Source organism: Kitasatospora sp. NPDC101183 (genome assembly GCF_044767945.1).
Lineage (GTDB): Bacteria > Actinomycetota > Actinomycetes > Streptomycetales > Streptomycetaceae > Kitasatospora.
On record NZ_JBIWOW010000022.1, the window covers coordinates 106,389 to 130,542 of the forward strand.

Here is a 24,154-nt window from a genome sequence, read left to right on the forward strand (position 1 = left end):
GCTAGCGGGCGCCTGCCGGCGGCGGGGTCACTTGCGGTCGCCGAGCGCGAAGAGCAGCAGCACGAAGCCGGCGAACAGGTGCGTGGCGAAGATGTAGATGCCCGCACGGATCAGCATCGCCTTGCGGCGCGCCTTCTCCTCGGTCGTGCCGTCGCTCATGGTGGGGGTTCTCCTCGGTGCGGTTCAGCGGGTCGGCCGGCCGCCGGTGGCGCGCAGCTCGGTCAGCAGCGCGCCCTGGTCGGCGATCAGCTCGGTCAGGATGCGGCGCGCGGCGCGCAGCAGTTCGGCGACGTCCGGGGTGCTGAGCGCGTACACCACGGTGTTGCCCTCGCGGGTGGCCGTCACCAGCTGGGTGCGGCGCAGCACGGCGAGCTGCTGGGAGAGGTTGGACGGCTCGATCTCGATCTCCGCCAGCAGCTCGCGCACCGGCCGGGGCCCGTCCTGGAGCAGCTCCAGGACGCGGATGCGGACGGGGTGCCCGAGGGTGCGGAAGAAGTCCGCCTTCGCCTGGTACAGCGGGACCGGCATCGTCCGCTTCGCTCCCTCGCGTCCGGTTCGGTGGTCGTCCGGCCGTGGGCGCGTCCCGCCCCGGCCGTAGGCATCATCGCGACAGATGAAGATTTCTTCAAGTCGTCACCGCGGGAGGTGACGCCCGTCACGTCGGCGCCCGCGCGCGGGCACGCCAGAACCGGGTCCGGGACGCTGCCAACTCCCGGACCCGGCAGCCACGATGACGGGCCGTCAGCAGCCTACAGGCACGGGACGGTCACCGGGCGTGTCAGCCGGAACCTCTTTCCCTCCCGGATTTCCCGCCCGAAACACTCCGGCCCGGTGACATGACGCACAGCGGCCGGGTCCGGGGGCTTCGCACCCCCCGGACCCGGCCGCTGCGGGTGTCGGACGTCAGCAGTTCACGGGCACCGAGACGGTCACCGGGCTGGGGCCCCAGCCGTACGAGGTGACGGAGAAGGTCGCGTTGACCGTCGAGCCGCACGGCACGGTGGAGGTGAAGCCGTCGAAGCGCAGGGTGCTGATCTGGAAGACGCCGTGCCCGTTGACCGAGCCGAGCGAGGAGCCGCCCGCGACCTCGGCCGACAGGGTGGTGAACAGCTCCTTCGGCGCCGGCGGCCACGGGGTGCCGGGCGACGGCGGGCCGGCGAGCGCGACCTTGCCGTAGACGGCGACGCTGTCACCGGTCACGTCGGTGCAGGCGTAGGTGGCCAGGCCGGACTGGAGGCCGTACGAGCAGGTCGTGACCGTCGTGCCGGTGGTGGTGGCCGGGCCGGCCTGGGCGGCGAAGGCCGACGCGGGCGCGGCGAGCAGGGCGGCGGCGCCGGCGGTGCCGATCGCGAAACGGGCGAGGCGGTTCATGATCTCCCCTTCTGAGGGCGTTTGAGGGTTCGACTGAGGGTGTCTGCGGCTCGAGACGGTGGAACGAGATGCATGACGTGTCGCATATGACATTTCATACGCGCCGTGACCAAGACTTTGCCATGCGATTCCTAGCCCATGAGAGCGTTCGACCTTCGAACTGGCGAGCCGACCGAAACATGACCTTGGATGGCGCGAACCCGCCCGCACACCCCGACCACCGGGCGACGCCCCGCCGAAGCTGCGGTGAACCCCGCCCGGCGTGGTCCCGGAAGAGACGCGCCTAGCGGAGGGAGGAGCGCAGGGCGTCGACGCGGGCGGTGGCGGCCGTGAAGCCGGAGCGGCCCAGGGCGCCCGAGTCCAGGGCGGCCGCGAGGGCCTCCGTCGCATCCTCGGCCTGCTGTGGGTCACGGCCGGAGCAGAGCAGCAGGTCCATCCCCGCCGAGGCGGCGGCCAGGGCGCGGGCGCCGGTGCCGCCGTACGGGGTGAGGGCCTCCGCCTCCAGGGCGTCGGTGACGGTGACGCCCCGGAAGCCGAGGCGCCCGCGCAGCTCGCCCTGGACGACGGCGGGCGAGAAGCCGGCCGGATGGTCCGGGTCGAGGGCCGGGTAGACGGCCCAGGAGGTCATCACCATCCGCACGCCCGCCGCGACGGCGGAGCGGTAGGGCTCCTCGTCGCGGGCCCGCAGACGCTCCAGGGGGACGGGCAGGGTGACGGGGCGGGTGTCGGTGTTCTCGTCGCGGGCGGCGGCGCCGAGGCCCGGGAAGTGCTTGGCCGTCGCCACCACGCCCAGGCCCTGCTGGGCGGCGAGGAAGGCGGTGCCCAACTCGGCCACCCGGTACGGGTTCTGGCCGAAGGAGCGCTCGTAGCGGTCGATGAAGTTCCCCGGGGTGTCGTACACGTCCAGCACCGGGGCGAGGTTGACGTTCAGCCCGGCCTCCGCGAGCGTCCGCGCGGCGCCCACCCCGTTGGCCGCCGCCGTGGCCAGCGGGTGCGGGGCCAACCCCGTACGGCGGGCGGAGAGTTCGGGCGCGCCCGGCAGGCGGCGGACCTTGCCGCCCTCCTGGTCGGTCATCAGCAGCAGCGGCAGCCGGTCCGGGGACTCGGCGGCGGCCTGCTTCAACTCGGCCACCGCCTGCGCCAGTTGCTCGGGGCTCTTGACGTTCTCGCCGAACAGGATCACCCCGGCCGCCCGGCCCTCCCGGATCGCGCGCAGCACGCCGGGAGGCGGCGTCGGCCCCGGGTAGGAGAGCACGATCCGGCGGCCCGCGAGCCGCCGCGAGTCCTGGACGGGACGGGCCATCGCCGCGCTCCTCACCTCGGGGAGGCCGCTCGCGAGCGCCACCGGCCTGGTCGCCGCCGAGCCCGAGGGCAGCGGCGCGACGGCGGCGGCCACGGCGGCCAGCACCACACCGAGCCGGACGGGACGCCGGGCCCACCGCCGAGCCGATTGCCGGAACGGGCGCCGGAAAGAGCGCCGGAACGGGGCCATGACGCCTCCTGGGTCAGGGTCGGCAGCGGGCTACGGCCCGCCAGCGTAGCGGCGTACGCCCGCGCCCGGCAGTGCGCCACGCGCCCCCGGTCACACGCGCCCCTGGTCGATATCCCGTACCACCCGTCACCGGAGCGGCCGTAGGCTGAGCAGGTGTTCGACCACCTGGAGATCCTCCTGCCCGAACCTGGCCACCGCTGGCCCCAGGTCCGCTTCCTCGTCAACGGCGAGGACGTCATCGCGGGCTCGATCGGCCCCGGCGACGAGGCGCACGGGCGCTCCGTCCAGGCCCTGTTCCCCGTCGGCGAGCCGAGCCCGCTGCGGGCCACCGGGCAGCCGCGCCGGGTCAACCTGGGCGAGCCCGACTGCACCGGCGGCTGCTGCGGCTACCTCTCCGCCGTCGTCCGGCGGATCGACGACGTCGTGCTCTGGTCGGACTGGGAGATGCCCTGGGAGGCCGTCCGGCCACTGGAGTACACCTTCGAGGCCGACGCGTACGAGGCCGAGCTCGCCCGGGCGGCCGCCGACGCGAGTGTCCGAGGGCCCCGATAGCCTCCGCCTCGTCATCCGCTGATCGAAAGGCCCGCCCCGATGCCGCTGCCCGCTCCCGACGTCGAGCGCCTCTTCACCCTCGGCAGCCGCTACGTCTCGTCCAGGGGCGAGACGGCGACCGTCATCGCCCTCCCCACCGCCGAACTGCCGCTGCCGAGCGGCACGGTGTCCGCCTGCGACCCGTACGTCTCCCTCGAGGAGCAGGAGGACGAGCCGTTCCCGCAGACCGCCCCGCCCGGCACCCACCCGGTGACGCTGTCCGTCGTTGAGTTCGCCGGGCCCGACGACCCCCGCTACCACCCGGACCGCCGGGTCGCCGCCGCGCACCTGCGGCTGCGCGAGGAACCCGCCGTCCGCTGGGCCCTCGCGGACGGCGACGAGGAGGAGCAGCAGGCCCTCGGCGACCACGAGTACCTCGGCTACGCCGTCGACGCCGGCACTGGCTGCTTCCACGACGCGGCCGCGCGCGAGGCCCTGTACGCCCACTTCGGCGACGCCGACGTGCTCGAGGCCGCCTTCGACGCCCTCGCCGACACCGACCCCTGCCGCCTCGGCCCCGTCCGCTTCACCGACCCCGCCACCGGTGCGGGCCTGGTCGCCTTCCGCAGCGGCCGCGGCGACGGCCTCTACCCGACCTGGGCAGGCTACGGCGCCGACGGCCAACCCGTCGCCCTGATCACCGAGTTCCTCATCGTCCCCCAACCCGGGCGCACCTACGAGGACTGAAAGGCCACACCGATGCCGCTGCCCGCTCCCGACGTCGACCGCCTCTTCGCCCTCGGCAGCACCTACGACTGCCCGGACGACGGGACGGCGACCGTCATCGCCCTCCCCGCCGCCGAACTGCCGCTGCCGAGCGGCACGGTGGGCGTCTGCGACCCGTTCGACCTCGACGGCACGGCCTGCCCGGCGCTCCCGGAGACGGCTCTGCCGGGCACGTACCCGGTGACGCTGTCCGTCGTGGAGATCACCACCACCGCCCAACTGCGCTACCGCGAGGTCGCCGCCGCCCACCTGCAGCTGCGCGGGGAGCCCGCCGTGCGGTGGGAGCTCACGGCTGCGGCGACGGGCCGGGAGCAGGTGGAGGCCCTCGGGGACACCGAATTCCTCGGGTACGGGGTCGACTCGGCCGTCGGCTGCTTCCTCGACGCCCACGCCGCCCAGGCCCTGCACACCGCACTCGGCCCTCGCCGCGAAGCACTGGTGCGGGCCCTCGAAGCCGCCTCCGGGACGGAACCCGCCGTCGTCACCGACCCCACCACCGGCGCGGGCCTGGTCGCCTTCCCCAGCGGCCGGGGCGACGGCCTCTACCCGACCTGGGCAGGCTACGGCGCCGACGGCCAACCCGTCGCCCTGGTCACCGAGTTCTTCATCCTCCCCCAACCCGGGCGCACCGAGGACGACGACGAGGACTGACCCGGCTGCCCCAGCGAGGCCTCTCACCTTCGTGACCACCGGCCCACGCCTCCGGCGCTGGCCCGCCGGCCGGGGCGGCGCCCGCAGCCCAGGACATGGCCCGGCGGACGCACAGCCCTGCCGGGAACGGAACTGCCGCGCCCCCTCAAGCAACCGTCGCGCCAACTCACCCAACCACGCCCCGCTGTGCGGCGGTCCCGCCGGGCGGAACCGCCGTACGACCCGGCCCGCCTTTCCGGCAGGCGCATCTACCGGGAGAGGGCCCGAAGCGTCAGCCGCCGCCCCTCACCAACTCCCCCAGCACCGCCACACCCTCCGCGATCTCGCCCGGCGGGACCGCCGCGTAGCCGAGGACCAGGCCGGGCGGGCCCGGCAACCGCGCGTGCCAGGAGAGGGGTTGGACCTTCACCCCGCGTTCCAGCGCCGCAGCGGCCAGCTCCGCGTCCGTGCGGCCCGTACCGCCCGGGAGGGTGAGCATCAGGTGGAGGCCCGCCGCCGCGCCGTGGACGGTGGCGGTGGGGAGGTGGGTGCGGATGGCGGTGATCATCGCGTCGCGGCGGCGGCGGTGGCTGCGGCGGAGGAGGCGGAGGTGGCGTTCGAGGTCGCCGGAGTCCATCAGGCGGGCGAGTACGAGTTGCGGCAGGGCCGGGTTGCCGAGGTCCGCGAAGCGCTTCGCCTCCAGGACGTCCTCGCGCAGGCGGGGCGGGACGAGCAGCCAGCCGGTGCGCAGGGCGGGGGCGAGGAGTTTGGAGACGGTGCCCATGTAGCAGACGCGGTCGGGCAGGGCGGCGTGCAGAGCCGGCACGGGTGGGCGGTCGTAGCGGTGTTCGGCGTCGTAGTCGTCCTCCAGGACGAGGCCCCCGTCGGCCGCCCACTGGAGCAGTTCGCGTCGTCGTTCCCCGCCGAGGACGACGCCGGTCGGGTACTGGTGGGCGGGGGTGAGCAGGACGGCCCGGGCGCCGAGGGCGCGCAGGGCGTCGACCCGGACGCCCTCGGCGTCGACGGGGACGGGCGGGGTGGCGGCGAGCCAGTGTCCGAGGTGGCGGCGGAAGCCGAGGGAGCCCGGGTCCTCGACGGCGACCTCGGTGATGCCGATGCGGCGCAGGGCGCGGCCGAGGAGGGCGAGGGCCTGGGCGGCGCCCGCGACGATCAGGACGTCCTCCGGGTCGGCGCGGATGCCCCGGTTGCGGGCGAGCCAGGTCGCGACGGCCGCGCGCAACTGGGGCGTCCCTCGGAAGTCGCCGTAGCCGAGGCCGGAGGCGGCGAGGGTGTCGAGGACGACGCGTTCGGCGCGCAGCCAGGCGGCGCGGGGGAAGGCGGCGAGGTCGGGCGCGCCGGGGGTGAGGTCGATCCGGGCGGGGGCGGCGCGCAGCCGGTCGAACAGTTCGGAGTCGGGTTCCTCGCCGAACAGCCCGGGCCCCTGGGCCGGTGCGGTGCGTACGGTCGCGGGCGGGCGCCTGGCGGGGCCGACCGGTCCGACCGGTCCGGCCGGTCCTGCCGGTCCTGCGACGACGACGGTGCCGCCCCGGCCGCGCCCGACGACGCGCCCCTCCTCGGCGAGGCGCCGGTAGGCGTCGGTGACGACGCCCCGGGAGACGCCGAGTTCGTCGGCGAGCAGCCGGGTGGCGGGCAGCCGGCTGCCGCCGGGCAGGCGCCCGTCGGCGACGGCGGCGCGCAGGTGCCCGGCGAGCCAGTCGGTGAGGCTGCCACGCGGGGCGCAGGCGGGGTCGAGCTGGAGGAAGTCCGTTCCGGTCTCCGGGGTTTTGGACCTGTCACCAGCCGCATCTTTGGATCTGTCCACCGGTCCATACTGGCGCGAGGGTTGAGCCATGACCACGGAAACGCTGAACACCGACACCGACACCGCGTACGTCCACGGCTACTCGCCCGTCGAGGCCCGGCGCCTCGGCGACCAGGCGGACACCCTCGCCGCCCTGCTGCACGAGGGGACGGCGTACCCGCCGGGCAGCCGGGTGCTGGAGGCGGGCTGCGGGGTGGGGGCGCAGACGGTGCACCTGCTGACGGCCGGTCCGGACATGCGCCTGACGGCGATGGACCTCTCCGCCGACTCGCTGGCGCGCGCCCGCGACCGGGTGTCGGCCCAGGCGCCGGGCGCCGACATCACCTGGGTCCACGGGGACCTGCACCGGCTGCCCTTCCCCGAGGCCTCCTTCGACCACGTCTTCCTCTGCTTCGTGCTGGAGCACCTCGCCGATCCGGTGGCCGCGCTCGCCGCGCTGCGCCGGGTGCTGCGGCCGGGCGGGACGATCACGGTGATCGAGGGCGACCACGGCTCGGCGCTGTTCCACCCGGAGGGCCCGGGCGCCCGCCGGACGATCGACCACCTGGTGCGTCTCCAGGCCGAGGCGGGCGGCGACGCGCTGATCGGGCGGCGACTGCACCCGCTGCTGTCGGAGGCGGGATTCGGGCGGGTGGAGGTGCGGCCCCGCACGATGTACGCGGACGCGGCCCGCCCGGCGCTGGTGGAGTCCTTCACCCGGCGGACGTTCATCGCGATGGTGGAGGCCGTCCGTCCGGGCGCGCTGGCGGCCGGGCTGGCGACGCCGGAGGAGTTCGAGCGCGACCTGGCCGAGCTGCGGCGCACGGCCGAACCGGACGGGACGTTCCTCTACACGTTCTTCAAGGCCACGGCCGTCAATCCGTAGGGTCCTCGACGGCCGTCTGCGAGCGGAAGCTGTGGCCGAGTTCCGCCCCGAGCCCGAAGTAGTGGCGGAAGTTGTAGATCAGCGGGCTCCACCTGGCCGGGTCGACGTGCTGGGTGCCGGGGACGACGACGCGGGGGTCGGCGTGGACCCTCCGCACGCGGGCCTCGGCGATGAGGAACTCCCCGGAGGCGTCGGGCCGGACGCGGACGGCTCGGGCCTCCAGCTGGATCGGACAGCCGGCGACGCGGGGCGGCCGGACGGTCTCGGAGGGCTCGGGCCGCAGTCCGGCGGCGGCGAACTTGTCCGGTTCGAAGCAGAAGGCGCCGCGTTTGGCCTCCGGGACCGGGGTGCGGCCGGTGAGGGGTGCCAGGCGTTCCACGGCCGGCCACTGGGCGGGCGCCGGGAGGTTGATCACCAGGTCGGGGCGGCGGAGCAGGTTGTGCGCGGTCTGCGACTCGGCGCCGATGCCGAGCACGATGACCTGGCCGAGCGCCCAGGCCGAGGACATCGGCGCCAGGTTGGCGGCGCCGTCCTCGTTCTCGGTGGAGAGCAGCACGACCGGGGTGCCGAAGTACAGGATGCTCGGCGCGATCGTCACGTGGTCGGGCGGTGCGGAGGACGGGATGTCGAGCGGGGTCGCGGTGTTCATGGGGTCGACCGTAGGGCGGTGATCCTTCGGCGCCGGCCGAAGGATCACCGCTGGACGACGGCCCGCGGACGACGGCCCGCGGACGATGCCCGGCGGACGATGGCGGCTGGACGCCGGCCGGTGAGGCCCCGCCCTACCCGCGCACCGGCGGCCCCTCCGTGTCGCCGAGGGCGGTGAGCATCTCCCGCATGGCGTCGACGAGGGCGGCGGAGCGGGTGTCGTCGAGGCCGGAGAGCAGCCGGTGCTCGGTGGCGAGGTGGTCGGGCAGGGCGCGTTCGATGAGGGCGTGGCCCTCGGGGGTGAGGGCGACCTCGCGGCTGCGGCCGTCCTGGTCGCTGCGGGTGCGGGTGACGAGGCCTCGGGCCTCCAGTCGGTCGAGGCGCTGGGTGATGGCGCCGGAGGTGACCATCGCGGACTGCATCAGGCCGCTGGGGGTGAGCCGGTAGGGCGGGCCGCTGCGTTTGAGGGTGGCGAGGACGTCGAAGGAGGCCGCGTCCAGGCCGTGCCGGGCGAAGGTGCGGTCGAGTTCGGTGTTCACCAGGCGGTGGAGGCGCTTGAGCCGGCCGAACACCTCCATCGGGGAGACGTCCAGGTCGGGCCGCTCGGCCCCCCACTGCGCGACGACGCGGTCCACGTGATCTGCATGCTCTGCCACCGCTCCAGGGTAGGGGATGCCCCTCGATTTCTTAGCAGTGAGGTAACTGTGAGCCACCACACTCCTCCGTTCGGGTGGAATGTGCCTTAGCACTGAGATACATTGGCTTAGTGCTAAGACAACGACTCGGAATCGTGCTGACGACCGCCGTCGCCCCCGCCGTCTGGGGATCGACCTACCTCGTCACCACCGAATTCCTCCCGCCCCACCGCCCGCTCCTGGCCGCCACCCTGCGGGCCCTGCCCGCCGGACTGCTGCTGATCGCGCTCACCCGCCGACTGCCCACGGGCAGCTGGTGGTGGCGCTCCCTCGTCCTCGGCGCGCTCAACATCGGCGTCTTCCTCGCCCTGCTCTTCGTTGCCGCCTACCGCCTGCCCGGCGGGGTCGCCGCCACCGTGGGCGCCGTCCAGCCGCTGGTCACCGCCGGGCTCTCCGCCGCCCTGCTCGGCGACCGGCTCACCCTGCGCACCCTGCTCTCCGGCATCGCCGGGGTCGCGGGGGTCAGCCTGCTCGTGCTGCGCGCCAACGCGCAGCTCGACATGGTCGGCGTGGCAGCCGCGCTCGGCGGGGCCGTAGTGATGGCCACCGGCGTGGTGCTCTCCAAGCGCTGGGCCTCCCCCGCGCCCGTGCTCGCCACCACCGGCTGGCAACTGGCCGCCGGCGGGCTGATGCTCGCGCCGGTGACCCTGCTGGTCGAGGGCCCGCCACCCGCCGGCCTCACCGGCACCAACCTGCTCGGCTTCGCCTACCTCAGCCTGATCGGCGGGGCGCTCACCTACGCGCTCTGGTTCCGCGGGCTGCGCGCCCTGCCGCCCACCTCCGCCTCCTTCCTCTCCCTGCTCAGCCCGGTGGTCGCCACCGCGCTCGGCTGGCTGGCGCTCGGCCAGGACCTCTCGCCGCTGCAGGCGCTGGGCGCGCTGATCGTCCTCGGCGCGCTGATCTCCGCCCAGACCCAGCGACCCCGACCCGCCCCCGCCGCCACGCCACCCGACCCCGACGCACCGAAGAACGCCACGCCCCCGCCCGTCCACGAGAACGCCTGAACCCCGGTCACCGAGGAGCACCCCATGCGCATCACCGTCTTCGGCGCCACCGGCAACGTCGGCCGCCGGGTCGTCACCGAGGCCCTGGGCCGCGGGCACGAGGTCACCGCCGTCCTCAGGGACTCCGCCAAGGCGCACGGCTTCCCACCGACCGTCGCCATCGCCGAGGGCGACGCACGGGACCCGAAGGCCGTCGCCCGGATCGCCGACGGCCAGGACCTGGTCGTCGCCGCGACCCGCCCCGCGCCCGGCAGCGAGCACGAACTGCCCGCCGCCACCCGCGGCCTGCTCACCGGCCTCGCCGGTACGGGCGTACGGGTGCTGGCCGTCGGCGGCGCGGGCAGCCTGACCGTCCCCGGCACGGGCGGCGCGACCGTCCTCGACGACCCCGCCTTCCCGGACGCGATCCGGGCGATCGCCCTGGCCTGCGGCGAGCAGCTGGACCTCTACCGCGCCGAGGCCGAGGTCGACTGGACGTACCTCAGCCCGGCCGCGCTCCTGGAGCCCGGCGAGCGCACCGGCCGCTTCCGCCTCGGCCGGGACGAGCTGCTCGTCGACGCCGACGGCGCCTCGGCCATCTCCATGGAGGACCTCGCCGTCGCCCTCCTCGACGAGGCCGAGCGGCCCACCCACCGCCGCCTGCGCTTCACCGCCGCGTACTGAAGCCCCGGGGGCGCCCCTAAGGGATGTCAGGGTGTAGCCAGCACCACCCCCAACTCGGGTGCGCGCGTGATCGATCGTCAGGGCGGGGCCGGACAGGATCATTCCCGTGAACACGACCTCCTCCCGCACCCGCCGGGCCGCCGTGGCCCTCGCCGCCGCCACCCTCGCCGGCCTCGCCCTGCCCGCCACCGCCGCCTCGGCGGCCCCCGAGGGGCGGGACCCGGGCGACGCCGTCGCGGTGCCCGCCCGGTACAGCCAGCAGATCCTCACCTGGCAGCCCTGCCAGGGGCAGCCGCTCCTGGACTGCGCCGCCATGACCGTCCCCCGCGACTGGAACGACCCGGACTCCGGGCTGGGGGACCTGAGCATCGCCGTCTCCCGCCACCGCACCACCGACACGGCCGCGCGCAAGGGCGTCCTGATGCTGGCCGCCGGCGGGCCGGGCGCCCAGGACGGCCTGCTCCGGCCGGCCGGGCTGGTCAAGAACGCGCCCAAGGTCGCCGCCGCGTACGACATCGTCGGCCTCGACCAGCGCGGGGTCGGCCGCAGCACCAAGGTGGTCTGCGAGACGGACGAGCAGTGGCGGGAGTTCATGGCCGGGGACTTCCGGGACCAGTCGCCCGAGGCCGTCGCCAAGGTCATCGACAACTCCCGCAAGTTCGCCGAGAGTTGCCAGCGGAACAGCGGCGACCTCCTCCCCTACCTCAACACCGCGCAGAGCGCCCACGACGTCGACCTGTTCCGCTCCCTGCTCGGCGAGCGCAAGCTCAACTACCTCGGCCCGTCCTACGCCTCGATGATCGGCGCCTACTACGGCGCGCTCTTCCCGCACCGGGTCGGGCACATGATCCTGGACAGCAACATCGGCTGGGACAGCACCTGGGAGCGCTTCGAGACGGGCCAGCCGATGAGCTTCCAGCGGCGCTTCGACGAGGACTTCCTGCCCTGGCTCGCCGCCCGGGACGCCACCTACCACTGGGGCTCGACGCCCGAGGAGGTGAACGCGCACTGGGAGCGGGTGCGCGCCGGGCTGCACGAAACCCCCGTCGTGGACGGGTCGTTGACGATCGGCCCGAACCAGCTGGACAACGGCGCGATCGGCACGCTCTACGAGGCCTCGAACTTCCCGTACTTCGCGCAGGCCCTGACCGCCGTCGACGACTGGCAGTCGGCCGGCCCGGACGCCAAGGCGCTGGCCCACAAGGCCTTCGGCCAGTACCTGGGGCCCGACTTCACCGCCGAGTACTTCTCCGTGACCTGCTCCGACACCCCGTGGAACCGGGACATGGACACCTGGGTCGAGCGCGGCGCCGACCTGTCCGCGAAGTACCCGCTGGTCGGCCCCCGCACCCTCGCGTTCAGCGCGGTCTGCGCCGCTTGGCCGACCGACCCGGCGCCCAAGGTGAAGATCACCGGCGCGCACCTGCCGACCACGCTGATGCTCAACTCGGTGCACGACCCGGCGACGTACTACGAGGCCGCCCTCGGCGCCCACCGCGCGCTGCGCGGCTCCCGGCTGGTGACCGTCACCGGCAGCGGCGACCACGGCCAGTACCCGACGGCGAACACCTGCGTCACCGACGTGGTCGAGCGCTACCTGCTGGACGACCGGGCACCCGAGCACGACCTCACCTGCCCGACCCCGCAGGCCAGTTGAGCTAGGACCTGAGCCGGGTGCGCAGCCAGGCGAAGGCCGCCGCGAGGCCGACGAAGCCTCCGAACGCCAGCTTGATCCCGGCCTTGGCGACCAGCACGCCGACCAGGGGGATGCTCCACCCCAGCCAGCTCAGCAGGGCCAGCATCACCGCGCAGCCGCAGAGGACGGCCAGCACGGTGGCGGCCACGGCGGCGGCCCGCGACAGCTCGCGCGGGCCGCCGCCCCCGTCCGAACCGGTCTGTGCCGCAACCCCGTTGGTCATGCCGTCGGCCCCCTCGTTCGTACCCCCAGTATTCATGGACCCGATGGTACGACGTCAGCGGCGGGACCGGTGCGTGTCGCCGAGGTGCTCGCCCGTCTCCTCGTCGGGGAAGCTGACGGCGAGGGTGACGCGGTACTCGTCGACGTCCTCGCGGTGGCCCGGCACCCGGGCCCAGGCGAGCGAGTGCACCTCGGCCTCGGGGGCCTGGCGGCACCAGGCGGCCGCCTCCTCCAGCGCGCGGGCGGCCGAACGGCCGGTGCAGACCACGGCGGTGTACGCGGCCACCGAGACGTCCCCGCCGCCGCGGCACGTCCGCGAGACGGCCCGGACGGCGGCGGCGGCCTGGGTCAGGTCTCGGGCCAGGTCGCCGACCACCCGAGGGGGCGCCGGCAGGACGACCGCCCCCTCGGCGACGGTCTCCGGCAGGTTCGCGCTCACGGTCCGGTCCTCCATCCACGTCGTCACGCGGCACAGCATGTCGCTCCCCCGACCCTGGCATGCCCACATTCACCAGAACGTCACCCGTCCAGGCGGGAGTTGGGGCAGGCCCCTGGCGCCGGGGGCCCGGCCCTGCTAGGGGCGGCCGGAGGGCGGCCGGCCATCGCGCCAGGTCAGCGCGACGGCACCGGGGCGCCGCCGGGAGCCCGTCGCACCGCCCACGCACCACCTCCGCGCCCCGAACCGCCCCCTCCGCCGGAGCCCGGGCGACATGCCGCGTTGTGGCCCCGTCCAACTGCTGTTCCCCGCCCGGAGGGTGGGCGCGGATGGACTGGTTCGTACCGGTTCCGACGGCGCGCCGACCGGCCCGGGCGCCGGTGATTCACATCCACGCCCTGCCCTGGGAGTTCACCTCGGGCACCCCGTCGGCGTCGGACCGTCGTGATACTAATCATCCGGCGGCGGATGCCGGCCTCCTGCGGGCGGGCACGATGACGAGGTCTCATCCGTTCCGGGAGCGTCCGGGGCGGCTACGGGGAGGGGCACCACAGCATGGCGTCGAGGTTGGGCAGCATCGGGGGCGGGCGCAGGCTCCGCATCGGCAAGCGGGTCGCGGGCACGGCGGCGGTCTTCACCGCGCTCGCCGCGCTGACCGGCTCCCAGGTGACGGGCCTCGGCATGGCGCCGACCGCGGCGGCCGACCCGGCCGCCCCCTCCGGCGTCTCGGCCCCCGACGGCGGCCGCCTGTTCCCGACGCCCGGCGGCACCACCCCGGTCACGCCCGCCGACGGCGGCGGGACGCTCCAGCTTCCGCAGCCGCCCGGCGCCCCGGGCGGTGTGCCGGGCCTGCCCGGCCAGCCCGTCGCCGGCCCGTTCGCCGCCACCGGCCCCGCGCTCCCGGCCACGGTCTTCGCCGCCTACCGGCAGGCGGAGGCCCGGATCGCCCAGCGCTCCCCCGGCTGCCACCTGCCGTGGCAGCTGCTGGCCGCGATCGGCCAGGTCGAGTCCGCTCAGGCCAACGGCGGCCAGGTGGACGTCGCGGGCACCACGCTGACGCCGATCCTCGGCCCGGTGCTGGACGGCTCCCAGGGCTTCGCCGCGATACCCGACACCGACGGCGGCGTCTACGACGGGGACCAGCGCTGGGACCGCGCGGTCGGCCCGATGCAGTTCATCCCGTCCACCTGGGCCTCCTGGGGCGTGGACGCCAACGGCAAGGGCAAGGCCGACCCGAACAACATCTTCGACGCCGCCGAGGCCGCCGGGCGCTACCTGTGCGCGGGCGGGCGCGACCTCGCCGACCCGGCCCAGCTGGACCGGGCGATCCTGAGCTACAACAACTCGACGGAGTACCTGCGGACGGTCCGCAACTGGACGGTCCACTTCGGCAGTGGAGGCGTCGCCACCGTGCCGGACCGCGCGGGAACCCCGTCCCCGCTGCTGCCCTCCCCGTACGTGCCGCCGACAGGCTCGACGGGCGGCACGGGAACGGCGCCGGTCACGCCCGAGCCGGGCACCCCGGTCACGCCGACGCCCGACGGCTCGGCCTCGCCCTCCGCGGGCCCGTCCCCCAGCCCTTCCGCCAGTCCGTCGGCGAGCCCGTCCGCGACACCGAGCGGCGGCACCTCGCCGAGCGCCACGCCCACGGGCACCCCCAGCACCGGCAACCCCAGCGGCACGCCGAGCGGCAGCCCGACCGGCACGCCCTCGGCCTGCCCGGACCCGAGCGCCACCGCGACGCCGAGTGGCTCCCCGACCGGCACGCCGTCCCCGAGCGCCACGCCCGGCGCGACGCCGTCGGGCACGCCGAGCGCCACGCCCACCGTGCCGGCCGGCTGCCCGACGCCCACCGCGACCACGACCCCGGCCGCCACCACGCCCGGCGGCGCGCCGAGCACCCCGGCCACGGCCGTCTCCGCCGCCGCGACCGCCTCGCTCGCCCCCACGGCGGCCGCGTCCGCCAAGTGACCCACCGCCGAGGGGCCCGGTGCGCACCCGCGCGCCGGGCCCCTCGGTCGTTCCGGACGTGCCGCTACGCGCCGTGCCAGCCCTCCGCGGCCCCCGTGGGCGCCTCGTGCCGGGTGCGCCAGCGCTCCAGCATGCCGTGCAGCTCCTTGATCATGAACTCGAAGAACTCCGCCGTCTCCGCCATCCGCGCGGCCGCGGCCGTCCCCGTGCCGACGGTGCTCTCGCCCTCCCGCAGCACCCGGATCCAGCGCGTCATGATCTCGTCCCGTCTGGTCAGCGACTCGTACCAGACGTCGTTGAGCACCCGGAACCTGTCCCGCCGGGAGCCCGGCTCGCGCTCCTTGGCGACCAGCCCGACCTGGATGAGGTAGCGCACGGCGCCGGAGACGGCGGCCGGGCTGATCTTCAGCCGCTCGGACAGCTCGGCGGAGGTCAGCACCCCGCTCTCCTCGGCCATCAGACAGGCGAAGATCCGCGACGGCATGCGCCCCATGCCGGCCACCACCAGCTCGGCGGCGAACCGCTCGACGAAGTCCGACACCGCCCGGTCACCGCGCCCCTGCGCCGACTCCTGCTCCGACACGCCCCGCAACCCCTCTTCGTTCACCCGACGTGATCACTTCCGCTTGAACTTTAACGCCTTCTCAATATTCACGTTCTTCTGAAATCACGGTACCTTCAGAACTATGACCACGGCAATCACCCTGTCCGGCCTCCGCAAGAGCTTCGGCCGGACCACCGCGCTGGACGGCCTCGACCTCACCGTCGAGACCGGTGAGGTGCACGGCTTCCTCGGCCCCAACGGCGCCGGGAAGTCCACCACCATCCGCGTCCTGCTCGGCCTGCTGCGCGCGGACGGCGGCACCGCCCGGCTGCTCGGCCTGGACCCGTGGAGCGACGCGGTCGAGCTGCACCGCCGCCTCGCCTACGTCCCCGGCGACGTCCAGCTGTGGCCCAACCTCACCGGCGGCGAGGCCATCGACCTGCTCTCCCGCCTGCGCGGCCGCCCCGACCCCCGCCGCCGCGCGGAGCTGATCGAGCGCTTCGACCTCGACCCCACCAAGAAGGGCCGCAGCTACTCCAAGGGCAACCGGCAGAAGGTCGCCATCGTCGCCGCGCTCGCCTCCGACGCCGAACTGCTGCTGCTCGACGAGCCGACCTCCGGCCTCGACCCGCTGATGGAGGTCGTCTTCCAGGACGTCGTGCACCAGGCCAAGGCGCAGGGCCGTACCGTCCTGCTCTCCAGCCACATCCTCGACGAGGTCGAGAAGCTGGGCGACCGCGTCAGCATCATCCGACGCGGCAGGGTCGTCCAGACCGGCACCCTCGGCGAGCTGCGCCACCTCACCCGCACCACCGTCGAGGCCGAGACCCTGCGCCCCGTCGCCGGGCTGGAGGAACTGCCCGGGGTCCACGCCCTCCGCACCGAGGGCGCCCGCGTCCGCTTCGCCGTGGACGGCGCCCGGCTCGACGCCGCCGTCCGGCTGCTGAGCGAAGCCGGGGTGCGCACGCTGGTCAGCCACCCGCCCACCCTGGAGGAGCTGATGCTGCGCCACTACGGCGACGAGCTGGCCGCCAACGGGCACCCCGTCGACGCCGAGACGGACACCGAGACCGAGACCGACTCCAGGACCGACGACGAGAGCGAGGCCGGGCGATGACCACCACCGCCAAGGCCCCCGCCCGCCCCCGGGCGGACCGCAGGAGCCCCGGCGGGGCGTCGACGCTGACCGGCACCGCCGCCCTGCTGCGCTTCGCCCTGCGCCGCGACCGCGTCCGCCTCGCCGTCTGGGTGCTGGGCCTCGGCCTGCTGACGGTCTCCACCGCCAACAGCGTCCACACCCTCTACGCGAGCGCCGCCGACCGCGCCTCCATCGCGAGCTCCTCCGCCAGCCCGGCCCTGCTGGCGATGACCGGCCCCCGCCACTACCTGGCCGACTACACCTGGGGCTCGATGCTGAGCCACCGGCTGCTGGGCATGCTCGCCGTACTGGCCGGGGTGATGAGCGTCCTGATCGTCACCCGCCACACCCGGGCCGAGGAGGAGAGCGGCCGCGCCGAGCTCGTCCGCTCCTCCGCCGTCGGCCGCCACGCGCAGCTGGCCGCCGCCCTGGCCACGGCCGCCGCCGCGAACCTCGCCCTGGGCCTGTTCCTCGCCGTCGGCCTGCCGGGCCTGGGCGTGCCGGGCATCACCGCCTCCGGCGCGGCGCTGTACGGGGCGGCCACCGCCGGGGCCGGGCTGCTGTTCGCGGCGGCGGCCGGCGTCACGGCGCAGGTCTCCCCGCACGCCCGGACGGCCTCCGGGCTGGCCATGGCCGCGATCGGCGCGGCCTACGCCGTCCGCGCCGCCGGGGACTCCGCCGAGAGCGGCCTCGCCTGGGCCTCCCCGATCGGCTGGGTGCAGCGCACCTACCCCTTCGCGGGCGACCGCTGGTGGCCGCTGCTGCCCCTGCTCGCCCTGACCGCCGCCGTCGGCGCGGCCGCCTTCCTGCTGAGCTCCCGCCGGGACGTCGGCGCGGGCCTGCGCGCCGCCCGCCCGGGCCCGCCCGTCGCCGCCCCGGCCCTGGGCACCCCGCTGGGCCTCGCGCTGCGGCTGCACCGGGGCCTGATCGGCGGCTTCTCGGCGGCACTGCTGCTGCTCGGCGCGATGTACGGCTCGGTGCTGGGCCAGGCCGACTCGATGCTCAAGGGCGTGGACCAGATCCGCGAGGCGCTGACCCGCGTCGGCGGCCGCTCGCTCACCGACGCGTACGCCGCGTACACCCTGCTGGTGGTGGCCGTGGTCGGCGCGGTCTACGCGGTGCTGGCCACCCAGCGCCCGCGCGCCGAGGAGACGGCCGGGCGGGCCGATCCGGTGCTGGCCACCGGCGTCTCCCGCGCGGGCTGGCTGGGCGGGCACCTGGCGGCGGCGCTGCTGGGCTCGACGGCCGTGCTGCTGGCGGCCGGGGTCGGGTTCGGCCTGGCCGGGGCGCTGTCCACCGGCGACGCCGGGCAGTTCCCGAGGCTGGTCGGCGCTGCCCTGGCCTTCGCCCCGGCGCAGTGGGTGACGGTCGGCGTGGCGGCGGTGGTGTACGGCTGGCTGCCCCGGGCGATGCCGCTGGCCTGGATCGTCCCCGGGTACGCGCTGGTGGTCGGTTACCTCGGGCCGCTGCTCAAGCTGCCCTCCGGGCTGGACCGGGTCTCGCCGTTCGGCCAGGTGCCCCGGCTGCCGGCGGCGGCCATGGACTGGACGCCGCTCGCGGTGCTCACCCTGGTCGCGGCCGCGCTGCTGGCGCTGGGCCTGGCCGGGTTCCGCCGCCGCGACGTCGGCTGAACGCGAAGGGCCCGCCTCCCCGTGACACCGGGGAGGCGGGCCCGTACGACTCAGAGGTACTTGCTGATCTCCGGCATCAGGTCCTGGAACGTCCGCCCGCTGGCCGGCTGCCCGATCGCCACCATTTGCCAACCCCCGGGCGTGCGCTGCACCTTGGCCATGATCTGCGCGGTGTACGGGCCGCCGCCGGTGAGCGTGTAGCGGGCCAGCTCGGTGCCGGTGGTCTCGTCGACGAGCCGGCAGAACGCTGCCTCGACCTCCTGGAAGGTCTGCCCGGTGAAGGAGTTGACCGTGAACAGGATCTGGTCGACGGCGGCGGAGACCCTCAGCAGGTCCACCACGATCGACTCGTCGTCCGTCCGGTCCCCCGCGCCGCCGACCAGGTTGTCCCCGCTGTGCCGCACCGAGCCGTCGTTGCTGGTGAGGTGCTGGAAGAACACCACGTCCACCGGCTTGCCCTGGGCGAACAGCACGGCCGAGGCGTCCAGGTCGATGTCCCGGCCGGTGGCCATCAGCTTGGCGAAGAAGCCCTTGGGCTGCGCGGCCTTCCAGCCCAGGCCCATGCGGACCACGCTCAGCTGCCCGCCGCCCGGCTTCTCCAGGCTGATCTTCTGGCCCTTGACCAGCGAAACGCTCATCGTGCCTCCTCGTTGCTGCCGCCGCCCGTCACACCCTCGCGAAGGTGGATGGTTTTACGATCATCGGGTGACGTCTTGACCGGACCCTACCCCGACCGCACCTCCCTCTCACCCACACCCGTCGCACACACCACCCGGCGTCCGGGAGCGCTACTGGGCGGGCGCCGCGATCCTCCAGAGCGCCGCCGGATGGTCGTCCGCGCCGCCGGCGGAGGACTCGAAGGCGATCCACTTGCCGTCCGGGGACCAGCTCGGCGCGCCGTCGTAGCTCGCCCCGTCGTTGGTCACCCGCGCCGGGGTGCCGCCGTCCGCCGACACCACGAAGACCTGGGCGTTGGCCAGGCCGCCCGCCGTGGAGGAGAAGACGAGGCGCCGCCCGTCCGGGGACCAGCTGGGATCGGTGTGGTCGCCGGGCACCTCGGTGATCTGCCGCAGGCCGCTCCCGTCCGCGTTGACCGTCCACAGCGCCCAGTTCTCACCGTTCGCGGCGCGCCGCTGGAAGACGATCCGGTCGCCCTTCGGGGACCAGTTGGGCTGCCGGTTCGCGGTGCCGGTGGCCTGGCCGTCCACCAGCTTCACCGGGGCGCCGCCGCCGCGCGGCACCTTCCACAGCGAGTCCAGCTGGGGCGTCTCCGACGGGGCCGGGCTCGCGGTCGCGTCGCCCTGGTCGGCGGCGTTGCCCGCGTCCCAGCTCTGCTGGTAGACGATCCACTGCCCGTCCGGGGAGAAGGTCGGCTCGTCGTAGCCGGAGTCGTCGTCGTGCCGGGTGACGCGCTCGGGGGCGCCGCCCGGCTTCATCAGCCACACCTCGTCGTGGCCGTCCTCGCGGTCGCTGGCGAAGGTGAAGGCGCCCGCGCTCGCGCTCCAGCTGGTGCCGGACAGGTTGACGGCGGTCTTGTCCTGGTCCGACAGCACCGTCGCCGGTGCGGCGCCGCCCGCCAGCGGCAGGGTCCGCAGCGCGGCGGCGCCCTTGTTGTAGCCCTCGGCGAACTCCGTCAGCAGCAGCGAGCCGCCGTCCGGGGCGTAGGCCGGGTTCTGCGCACTGCGGGTGCCGTCGGCGCGGTAGACCAGTTCGGCGCCGTCCCCGCGGCGCTGCGCCCCGGCCGCCGAGCCACCGGAGGCGGTGGCGCCCGGGGCCGCGCCGGTGGCCTTCGGCGACGCGGGGGCGGGCGTCGCGGCGCCCTTGTCGTCCGAGCCGGAGGAGCATCCCGTGAGCAGCAGTACCGCGACGGCCGCGGGCACGATGAACGTACGTGTTCTCATGCGCCACAAGCTAGTTGACGAAGGGTCACAAACGGTGAACCGGAGGTGATCAGGCGTCGCCGTCCAGCAGGTGCTGGCGCACCTCCTGGAAGGTCCAGGCCCCTCCGGCCGGGCGGGAGAGGACCCAGACCAGGTCGAAGCGGTCCGGCCAACTCGCGGGCGCACCGCTGCCGGAGGCGCCGAGGGCCTCGACGATCCTGGAGATGCGCGAGTGCTCCCAGCAGATCAGCACCGGCTGCGCCCCGGCGAGGGCGGCGGCGGCCAACTCGCCCTCCTGGGACTCCGCGTGGGTGGTGTCGATCGTCAGGCCGAGCTTGGCGGCCAGCGGCGTGACGGTCTGGCGCATCCGGTGGGCGCCGGCCAGCGGGCCCTGGTCGGCGGCGGCGAGGATCCGGGCGGGGGTGCGCAGCCCGGGGGCGGGCGGGGCGAAGAGGCCGGGCAGGGCGTTGGCCCTCGACCAGCCGCGCTCGGTCAGGGACTTGCCGTCCTTCTTGCCGTTCTCGTCGCGGCCGTTCTGGTCGCCGGTGGGCTTCTCGCCGTGGCGGATGATCATCACGAAGGCCTCGCCGCCCGGGTCGGCGGCCTTCGTCACGGGAGCGTCCTTGGCCTTCTTGTCGGACTTGCCCGAGGAGCAGCCCGCGAGCACCAGCGGCGTGGCGGCCAGCAAGCCCGTGAGCAGGGTGCGCCGGCTGAGCGGCTGCGTCACTCGGCACCCCGCTCCAGGCGGACCAGCGCGTCCACGGCCACGCCCTCGCCGCCGTGCCCGGAGCCGGCGGCGACCGTGCGGTGGACGCGCTCGGCGCGGACGGTGCGCAGGCCGGTGCCGTCGAGGTCGGCGAGGACGTCCTCCGGGGTGAAGAGGACGGCAGGGTCCTGCGGGCCGCCGACTCCCTCGGTGAGGTTGCCGAGGTCGTGTCCGATCACGAGCAGGGTGCCGCCGGGGGCCAGGGCGTCGGCGGCGCGGCGCAGCGCGGTGCGGCGGTCGGCGGCGGGCACCTGGAGGTAGGCGACCAGGACGAGGTCGTAGCCGGGGCCGGGGGCCTCAAAGGCGCGGGCGTCGCCGTGGCGCCAGGTGAGGCGGTCGGCGACCTCGTCGGGCAGGTCGGCGGTGAGGCGTTCGGCGCGTTCGAGGGCGACGGCGGAGAAGTCCAGGCCGGTGACCTCCCAGCCCCGGGCGGCGAGCCAGATGGCGTTGCGGCCCTCTCCGGCGGCCAGGTCCAGGGCGGTTCCGGGGGCCGCGCCGTCGAGTTCGCGCACCACCCAGCGGTTGGGCTCGGCTCCCCACACCAGCTCGCTCGCGGCGTAGCGGTCGTCCCAGTCCTGGCTGTCCATGGCGCCTCCTCCGTCCGACCGGCCTGCTCGGTAGGGGTCAACCTACCGGGCGCGGGGCCGCCGGGTCGGCCGCGGTCCGGTGGGCGGACGGGGAGCGTCCCTTCCCGGACAAGGCCGGACAGGGGCGGTCGGCACCCTTGACGGCGACAATTGGTCCAGTCCAATCTGTTCAGTCGTGACGTGCACGGGTCGGCCGCCCCGCGCGGCCGCGAACCGTCCGTCAGCACGCGTCACCCGCCCGAGCGTCCCCACCACGCCCGAGCAGGCTCCCCACGGCCCGTCCGGGCCACGCACCGCCGGAACCCCCCACATCTCCGGAGGACATCCCGCATGCACGACCGCGTCCTGCCCGCACCCGCCGCACAGCCCGGCCGTCCGGCCACACGGCGCCGCAGAGCGACCGCCCTGGCGCTGGCCGCCACGCTGACCACCAGCGGCGCCGCCCTCGCCCTGACCCTCGGCCCGGCCTCGGCCGCGCCCGTGAACCTGCTGGCCAACGGGGACTTCGAGACCGGCAGCCTGGCCGGCTGGACCTGCTCCAACGGCTCCGTCGTCACCACCCCGGTGCACGGCGGCGGTTACGCGCTGAGCGGCGCCGCCTCCGGCTCCGACACCGCGCAGTGCCAGCAGACCGTCACCGTCCTGCCGAACACCAGCTACACGCTCTCCGGCTGGGTGCAGGGCAGCTACGTCTACCTCGGCGCCACCGGCACGGGCGTCAACGCCTCCTCCTGGACGCCCGGCGGCACCGGCTGGAACCAGCTGAGCAGCACCTTCACGACGGGCGCCACGACCACCTCGGTCACCGTCTTCACCCACGGCTGGTACGGCACCGGCACCTACTACGCCGACGACCTCACCCTGACGGGCCCGGCCGGGCCCACCTCCACCTCCAGCCCGACGGCGAGCCCGACCGCCACCTCCAGCCCGACGGCCTCCAGCAGCCCCACGGCCTCGACCAGCCCGACGGCGTCGAGCAGCCCCACGACCACCGGCAGCCCGACCGCCTCGCCGACCGCGACGTCCACCGCCGGCGGCCCGGCCGGGGACGGCCAGGTCACCACCCCCACCGGGGTGACGGTCAGCAAGGTCACCTCCGGCGCCGTGGTGCTGACCTGGCAGCCCTCCACCCTGAACAGCGGGGACGGACCGATCGCCTACAAGGTGTGGTCCAACGGGCAGCTGGTCGCCACCTCGATGGGCACCTCGGTCGCCGTCAGCTCGCTGCTGCCGGGCACCGGCTACACCTTCAGCGTCCAGGGCTACTCGGGCGCCCACGCCTCCGCGCAGTCCGCGCCGGTGAGCACCACGACGGCCGCCGCGCCCGCCGCGAAGCCCGTCCGCTCGGCCTACTTCGACCAGTGGGGCGTCTACGAGAACGCCTACTACCCGAAGAACGTGGACACCAGCGGGGCCGCGTCCAAGCTGGACGTCATCCACTACGCCTTCGCCAACATCGACCCGACGAAGTTCACCTGCTTCCAGGCGGTGAAGGCCTCCGACTCGGGCAACGACTCCAACCCCAACGCCGGTGACGGCGCGGGCGACGCGTACGCGGACTACCAGTCCGACTACAACTCCGGCACCAGCGTGGACGGCGGCTCCGACACCTGGGAGCAGCCGCTGAAGGGCAACTTCAACCAGCTGCGCCAGCTCAAGGCCAAGTACCCCAACCTGCGCTTCACCATCTCCATCGGCGGCTGGACGTACTCCAAGTACTTCTCGGACGCGGCCGCCACGGACTCCTCCCGCAAGGCCTTCGTCTCCTCCTGCGTCGACATGTTCCTCAAGGGGAACCTGCCGACCGGCGTCGCCGGTGACGCCGCCGGCGGCAAGGCCTCGGCGGCGGGCATCTTCGACGGGATCGACCTCGACTGGGAGTACCCGGGCTCGGCCGGCGGCCACGCGGGCAACCACTACTCGGCGGCCGACAAGCAGAACTTCACCCTGCTGCTCAAGGAGTTCCGCACCCAGCTGGACGCGCTCGGCTCCGCCCAGGGCAAGCGCTACCTGCTGAGCGCCGCACTGCCCAGCGGCCAGGACAAGATCGCGCAGCTGGAGACCGACAAGATCGGCGCCTACCTGGACTACGCCGACGTGATGTCCTACGACATGCACGGCTCCTGGGACGCCACCGGCCCGACCAACCACCAGGACCCGCTGCACGACAGCGCGGCCGACCCGACCACGCCGATCAAGCCCGGCACCCTGAAGTACAACGTGGACACCACGCTCGCCGCGTACACCACGGGCCTGCCCGACTACGGCATCCCCGGCGGCTTCCCGGCCAACAAGATCGTGCTGGGCATCCCGTTCTACTGGCGCGGCTGGACGGGCGTCCCGGCGGGCTCCAACTTCGGCCTCTACCAGAGCGCGACCGGCCCGACGGCCAAGAAGCCGCTGAGCCAGGAGGCCGGACTGGCCGCCTGGAAGGAGCTCAACCCGACCGCCGCGCAGACCCACTGGGACCCGGCGACCGAGAGCACCTGGGTCTACGACGGGACCAACTTCTGGACGGGTGACACCCCGCAGGCCGTCCAGGCGCGCGGGGCGTACGCCAAGAGCAAGGGCCTGGGCGGCATGTTCGCCTTCTCCCTGGAGAACGACGACGCCGCGGGCACCATGTTCAACTCGATGGACGCGGCGCTTCGCTGACGATCCGTCAGAAAAGTGGGGGGGGGGGCGGCCGGGGGGGGGGGGCGGGGGCCCCCCCCCCGGGGCGGGCGCCCCCCCCCCCGCCGCCCCACCACCCCCCCCCCCCGGCGGCGGGCGGGGT

General features: G+C 74.7%; 25 protein-coding genes. 11 read left to right on the forward strand and 14 right to left on the reverse strand.

Going from position 1 to position 24,154, the window contains the following annotated elements; translation table 11 throughout:
* Positions 1–27: 27 nt before the first annotated feature.
* The 4 genes from ACIRRS_RS28210 to ACIRRS_RS28225 form a co-directional block, all read right to left on the reverse strand.
* Entirely contained in the window at positions 28–159 is a 132-nt protein-coding gene (locus ACIRRS_RS28210; protein WP_402976234.1) for a DUF6126 family protein, read from the reverse strand.
* 24 nt (positions 160–183) lie between these two features.
* On the reverse strand, positions 184–528 hold the full coding sequence (locus tag ACIRRS_RS28215; RefSeq protein WP_031076766.1) for a helix-turn-helix transcriptional regulator: 345 nt from the start codon (positions 526–528) through the stop codon (positions 184–186).
* A gap of 375 nt (positions 529–903) precedes the next feature.
* A complete protein-coding gene (locus tag ACIRRS_RS28220; RefSeq protein WP_402976236.1) occupies positions 904–1,371 on the reverse strand; it encodes a hypothetical protein in 468 nt (155 codons plus the stop codon).
* 283 nt (positions 1,372–1,654) lie between these two features.
* On the reverse strand, positions 1,655–2,779 hold the full coding sequence (locus ACIRRS_RS28225; protein WP_402976238.1) for a glycoside hydrolase family 3 N-terminal domain-containing protein: 1,125 nt from the start codon (positions 2,777–2,779) through the stop codon (positions 1,655–1,657).
* Between the two features lie 237 nt (positions 2,780–3,016).
* On the opposite strand from ACIRRS_RS28225, the gene ACIRRS_RS28230 reads away from it, so the two are divergent.
* Genes ACIRRS_RS28230 through ACIRRS_RS28240 form a run of 3 tightly spaced genes read left to right on the forward strand, consistent with a single transcriptional unit; the run spans position 3,017 to position 4,831 of the window.
* The gene (locus ACIRRS_RS28230; RefSeq protein WP_402976240.1) at positions 3,017–3,415 is read left to right on the forward strand and encodes a hypothetical protein; all 399 of its coding nucleotides are present in this window, start codon (positions 3,017–3,019) and stop codon (positions 3,413–3,415) included.
* Between the two features lie 39 nt (positions 3,416–3,454).
* Positions 3,455–4,141 (forward strand): DUF4241 domain-containing protein, encoded by a 687-nt coding sequence (locus ACIRRS_RS28235; RefSeq protein ID WP_402976242.1) that lies wholly within the window; start codon positions 3,455–3,457, stop codon positions 4,139–4,141.
* Positions 4,142–4,153: 12 nt separating this feature from the next.
* Positions 4,154–4,831 (forward strand): DUF4241 domain-containing protein, encoded by a 678-nt coding sequence (locus ACIRRS_RS28240; RefSeq protein WP_402976244.1) that lies wholly within the window; start codon positions 4,154–4,156, stop codon positions 4,829–4,831.
* 271 nt (positions 4,832–5,102) lie between these two features.
* Here the strand turns inward: ACIRRS_RS28240 and ACIRRS_RS28245 are convergent, their stop codons facing one another.
* Entirely contained in the window at positions 5,103–6,662 is a 1,560-nt protein-coding gene (locus ACIRRS_RS28245; RefSeq protein ID WP_402976246.1) for a PLP-dependent aminotransferase family protein, read from the reverse strand.
* Between ACIRRS_RS28245 and ACIRRS_RS28250 the strand changes: the two genes are divergently transcribed.
* On the forward strand, positions 6,661–7,497 hold the full coding sequence (locus ACIRRS_RS28250) for a methyltransferase domain-containing protein (RefSeq protein ID WP_402976248.1): 837 nt from the start codon (positions 6,661–6,663) through the stop codon (positions 7,495–7,497). The genes ACIRRS_RS28245 and ACIRRS_RS28250 overlap by 2 nt on opposite strands.
* On the opposite strand, the gene ACIRRS_RS28255 is transcribed toward ACIRRS_RS28250, so the two are convergent.
* Both ACIRRS_RS28255 and ACIRRS_RS28260 read right to left on the reverse strand, forming a co-directional pair.
* Entirely contained in the window at positions 7,487–8,146 is a 660-nt protein-coding gene (locus tag ACIRRS_RS28255) for a flavin reductase family protein (RefSeq protein ID WP_402976250.1), read from the reverse strand. The two genes, ACIRRS_RS28250 and ACIRRS_RS28255, sit on opposite strands and share 11 nt — an antisense overlap.
* Before the next feature lie 133 nt (positions 8,147–8,279).
* On the reverse strand, positions 8,280–8,801 hold the full coding sequence (locus ACIRRS_RS28260) for a MarR family winged helix-turn-helix transcriptional regulator (RefSeq protein WP_402976252.1): 522 nt from the start codon (positions 8,799–8,801) through the stop codon (positions 8,280–8,282).
* A 134-nt stretch (positions 8,802–8,935) separates the two neighbouring features.
* Between ACIRRS_RS28260 and ACIRRS_RS28265 the strand changes: the two genes are divergently transcribed.
* The 3 genes from ACIRRS_RS28265 (at position 8,936) to ACIRRS_RS28275 (ending at position 12,164) form a co-directional block, all read left to right on the forward strand.
* Complete coding sequence (locus ACIRRS_RS28265) at positions 8,936–9,844, forward strand: EamA family transporter (protein WP_402976254.1); 909 nt, start codon at positions 8,936–8,938, stop codon at positions 9,842–9,844.
* A gap of 24 nt (positions 9,845–9,868) precedes the next feature.
* On the forward strand, positions 9,869–10,507 hold the full coding sequence (locus ACIRRS_RS28270) for an NAD(P)-dependent oxidoreductase (protein WP_402976256.1): 639 nt from the start codon (positions 9,869–9,871) through the stop codon (positions 10,505–10,507).
* Between the two features lie 106 nt (positions 10,508–10,613).
* A complete protein-coding gene (locus ACIRRS_RS28275; RefSeq protein ID WP_402976258.1) occupies positions 10,614–12,164 on the forward strand; it encodes an alpha/beta hydrolase in 1,551 nt (516 codons plus the stop codon).
* A gap of 1 nt (position 12,165) precedes the next feature.
* Here ACIRRS_RS28275 and ACIRRS_RS28280 read toward each other — a convergent pair whose 3' ends face one another.
* A complete protein-coding gene (locus ACIRRS_RS28280) occupies positions 12,166–12,426 on the reverse strand; it encodes a hypothetical protein (RefSeq protein WP_402976260.1) in 261 nt (86 codons plus the stop codon).
* A gap of 54 nt (positions 12,427–12,480) precedes the next feature.
* Positions 12,481–12,891: a hypothetical protein gene (locus tag ACIRRS_RS28285; RefSeq protein WP_402976262.1), complete on the reverse strand. Its 411-nt coding sequence runs from the start codon at positions 12,889–12,891 to the stop codon at positions 12,481–12,483.
* Between the two features lie 525 nt (positions 12,892–13,416).
* Here ACIRRS_RS28285 and ACIRRS_RS28290 point away from each other — a divergent pair.
* Positions 13,417–14,832, forward strand: coding sequence for a lytic murein transglycosylase (locus tag ACIRRS_RS28290; protein ID WP_402976264.1), 1,416 nt, complete (start codon positions 13,417–13,419; stop codon positions 14,830–14,832).
* Positions 14,833–14,896: 64 nt separating this feature from the next.
* Here ACIRRS_RS28290 and ACIRRS_RS28295 read toward each other — a convergent pair whose 3' ends face one another.
* Complete coding sequence (locus ACIRRS_RS28295) at positions 14,897–15,424, reverse strand: GbsR/MarR family transcriptional regulator (protein WP_402976282.1); 528 nt, start codon at positions 15,422–15,424, stop codon at positions 14,897–14,899.
* Between the two features lie 94 nt (positions 15,425–15,518).
* Between ACIRRS_RS28295 and ACIRRS_RS28300 the strand changes: the two genes are divergently transcribed.
* Positions 15,519–16,493 (forward strand): ATP-binding cassette domain-containing protein, encoded by a 975-nt coding sequence (locus tag ACIRRS_RS28300; RefSeq protein WP_402976266.1) that lies wholly within the window; start codon positions 15,519–15,521, stop codon positions 16,491–16,493.
* A complete protein-coding gene (locus ACIRRS_RS28305; RefSeq protein WP_402976268.1) occupies positions 16,490–18,145 on the forward strand; it encodes an ABC transporter permease in 1,656 nt (551 codons plus the stop codon). The genes ACIRRS_RS28300 and ACIRRS_RS28305 overlap by 4 nt, the downstream gene beginning before the upstream one ends.
* A gap of 50 nt (positions 18,146–18,195) precedes the next feature.
* On the opposite strand, the gene ACIRRS_RS28310 is transcribed toward ACIRRS_RS28305, so the two are convergent.
* The 4 genes from ACIRRS_RS28310 to ACIRRS_RS28325 all read right to left on the reverse strand — a co-directional run bounded on the left by ACIRRS_RS28310 (position 18,196) and on the right by ACIRRS_RS28325 (position 21,378).
* Entirely contained in the window at positions 18,196–18,783 is a 588-nt protein-coding gene (locus ACIRRS_RS28310; RefSeq protein WP_402976270.1) for a TerD family protein, read from the reverse strand.
* A 150-nt stretch (positions 18,784–18,933) separates the two neighbouring features.
* Positions 18,934–20,046 carry a hypothetical protein gene (locus ACIRRS_RS28315; protein WP_402976272.1) on the reverse strand — a complete coding sequence of 371 codons (1,113 nt, stop codon included), beginning with the start codon at positions 20,044–20,046 and terminating at the stop codon, positions 18,934–18,936.
* A gap of 49 nt (positions 20,047–20,095) precedes the next feature.
* On the reverse strand, positions 20,096–20,752 hold the full coding sequence (locus tag ACIRRS_RS28320) for a hypothetical protein (protein ID WP_402976274.1): 657 nt from the start codon (positions 20,750–20,752) through the stop codon (positions 20,096–20,098).
* Complete coding sequence (locus ACIRRS_RS28325) at positions 20,749–21,378, reverse strand: class I SAM-dependent methyltransferase (RefSeq protein WP_402976276.1); 630 nt, start codon at positions 21,376–21,378, stop codon at positions 20,749–20,751. The genes ACIRRS_RS28320 and ACIRRS_RS28325 overlap by 4 nt, the downstream gene beginning before the upstream one ends.
* A gap of 330 nt (positions 21,379–21,708) precedes the next feature.
* Here ACIRRS_RS28325 and ACIRRS_RS28330 point away from each other — a divergent pair, with 330 nt between their 5' ends.
* Positions 21,709–24,033: a glycosyl hydrolase family 18 protein gene (locus ACIRRS_RS28330; protein ID WP_402976278.1), complete on the forward strand. Its 2,325-nt coding sequence runs from the start codon at positions 21,709–21,711 to the stop codon at positions 24,031–24,033.
* The last annotated feature ends 121 nt before the right edge of the window (positions 24,034–24,154 follow it).

Excerpts from the sequence above, each read along its gene's own strand:
- ACIRRS_RS28255 (WP_402976250.1), bottom strand. The coding sequence starts at position 8,146 with ATGAACACCGCGACCCCGCTCGACATCCCGTCCTCCGCACCGCCCGAC.
- ACIRRS_RS28290 (WP_402976264.1), top strand. The coding sequence starts at position 13,417 with ATGGCGTCGAGGTTGGGCAGCATCGGGGGCGGGCGCAGGCTCCGCATC.
- ACIRRS_RS28280 (WP_402976260.1), bottom strand. The coding sequence starts at position 12,426 with ATGACCAACGGGGTTGCGGCACAGACCGGTTCGGACGGGGGCGGCGGC.
- ACIRRS_RS28325 (WP_402976276.1), bottom strand. The coding sequence starts at position 21,378 with ATGGACAGCCAGGACTGGGACGACCGCTACGCCGCGAGCGAGCTGGTG.
- ACIRRS_RS28305 (WP_402976268.1), top strand. The coding sequence starts at position 16,490 with ATGACCACCACCGCCAAGGCCCCCGCCCGCCCCCGGGCGGACCGCAGG.
- ACIRRS_RS28235 (WP_402976242.1), top strand. The coding sequence starts at position 3,455 with ATGCCGCTGCCCGCTCCCGACGTCGAGCGCCTCTTCACCCTCGGCAGC.
- ACIRRS_RS28315 (WP_402976272.1), bottom strand. The coding sequence starts at position 20,046 with ATGAGAACACGTACGTTCATCGTGCCCGCGGCCGTCGCGGTACTGCTG.
- ACIRRS_RS28300 (WP_402976266.1), top strand. The coding sequence starts at position 15,519 with ATGACCACGGCAATCACCCTGTCCGGCCTCCGCAAGAGCTTCGGCCGG.
- ACIRRS_RS28250 (WP_402976248.1), top strand. The coding sequence starts at position 6,661 with ATGACCACGGAAACGCTGAACACCGACACCGACACCGCGTACGTCCAC.
- ACIRRS_RS28215 (WP_031076766.1), bottom strand. The coding sequence starts at position 528 with ATGCCGGTCCCGCTGTACCAGGCGAAGGCGGACTTCTTCCGCACCCTC.
- ACIRRS_RS28270 (WP_402976256.1), top strand. The coding sequence starts at position 9,869 with ATGCGCATCACCGTCTTCGGCGCCACCGGCAACGTCGGCCGCCGGGTC.
- ACIRRS_RS28310 (WP_402976270.1), bottom strand. The coding sequence starts at position 18,783 with ATGAGCGTTTCGCTGGTCAAGGGCCAGAAGATCAGCCTGGAGAAGCCG.
- ACIRRS_RS28220 (WP_402976236.1), bottom strand. The coding sequence starts at position 1,371 with ATGAACCGCCTCGCCCGTTTCGCGATCGGCACCGCCGGCGCCGCCGCC.
- ACIRRS_RS28210 (WP_402976234.1), bottom strand. The coding sequence starts at position 159 with ATGAGCGACGGCACGACCGAGGAGAAGGCGCGCCGCAAGGCGATGCTG.
- ACIRRS_RS28245 (WP_402976246.1), bottom strand. The coding sequence starts at position 6,662 with ATGGCTCAACCCTCGCGCCAGTATGGACCGGTGGACAGATCCAAAGAT.
- ACIRRS_RS28240 (WP_402976244.1), top strand. The coding sequence starts at position 4,154 with ATGCCGCTGCCCGCTCCCGACGTCGACCGCCTCTTCGCCCTCGGCAGC.
- ACIRRS_RS28330 (WP_402976278.1), top strand. The coding sequence starts at position 21,709 with ATGCACGACCGCGTCCTGCCCGCACCCGCCGCACAGCCCGGCCGTCCG.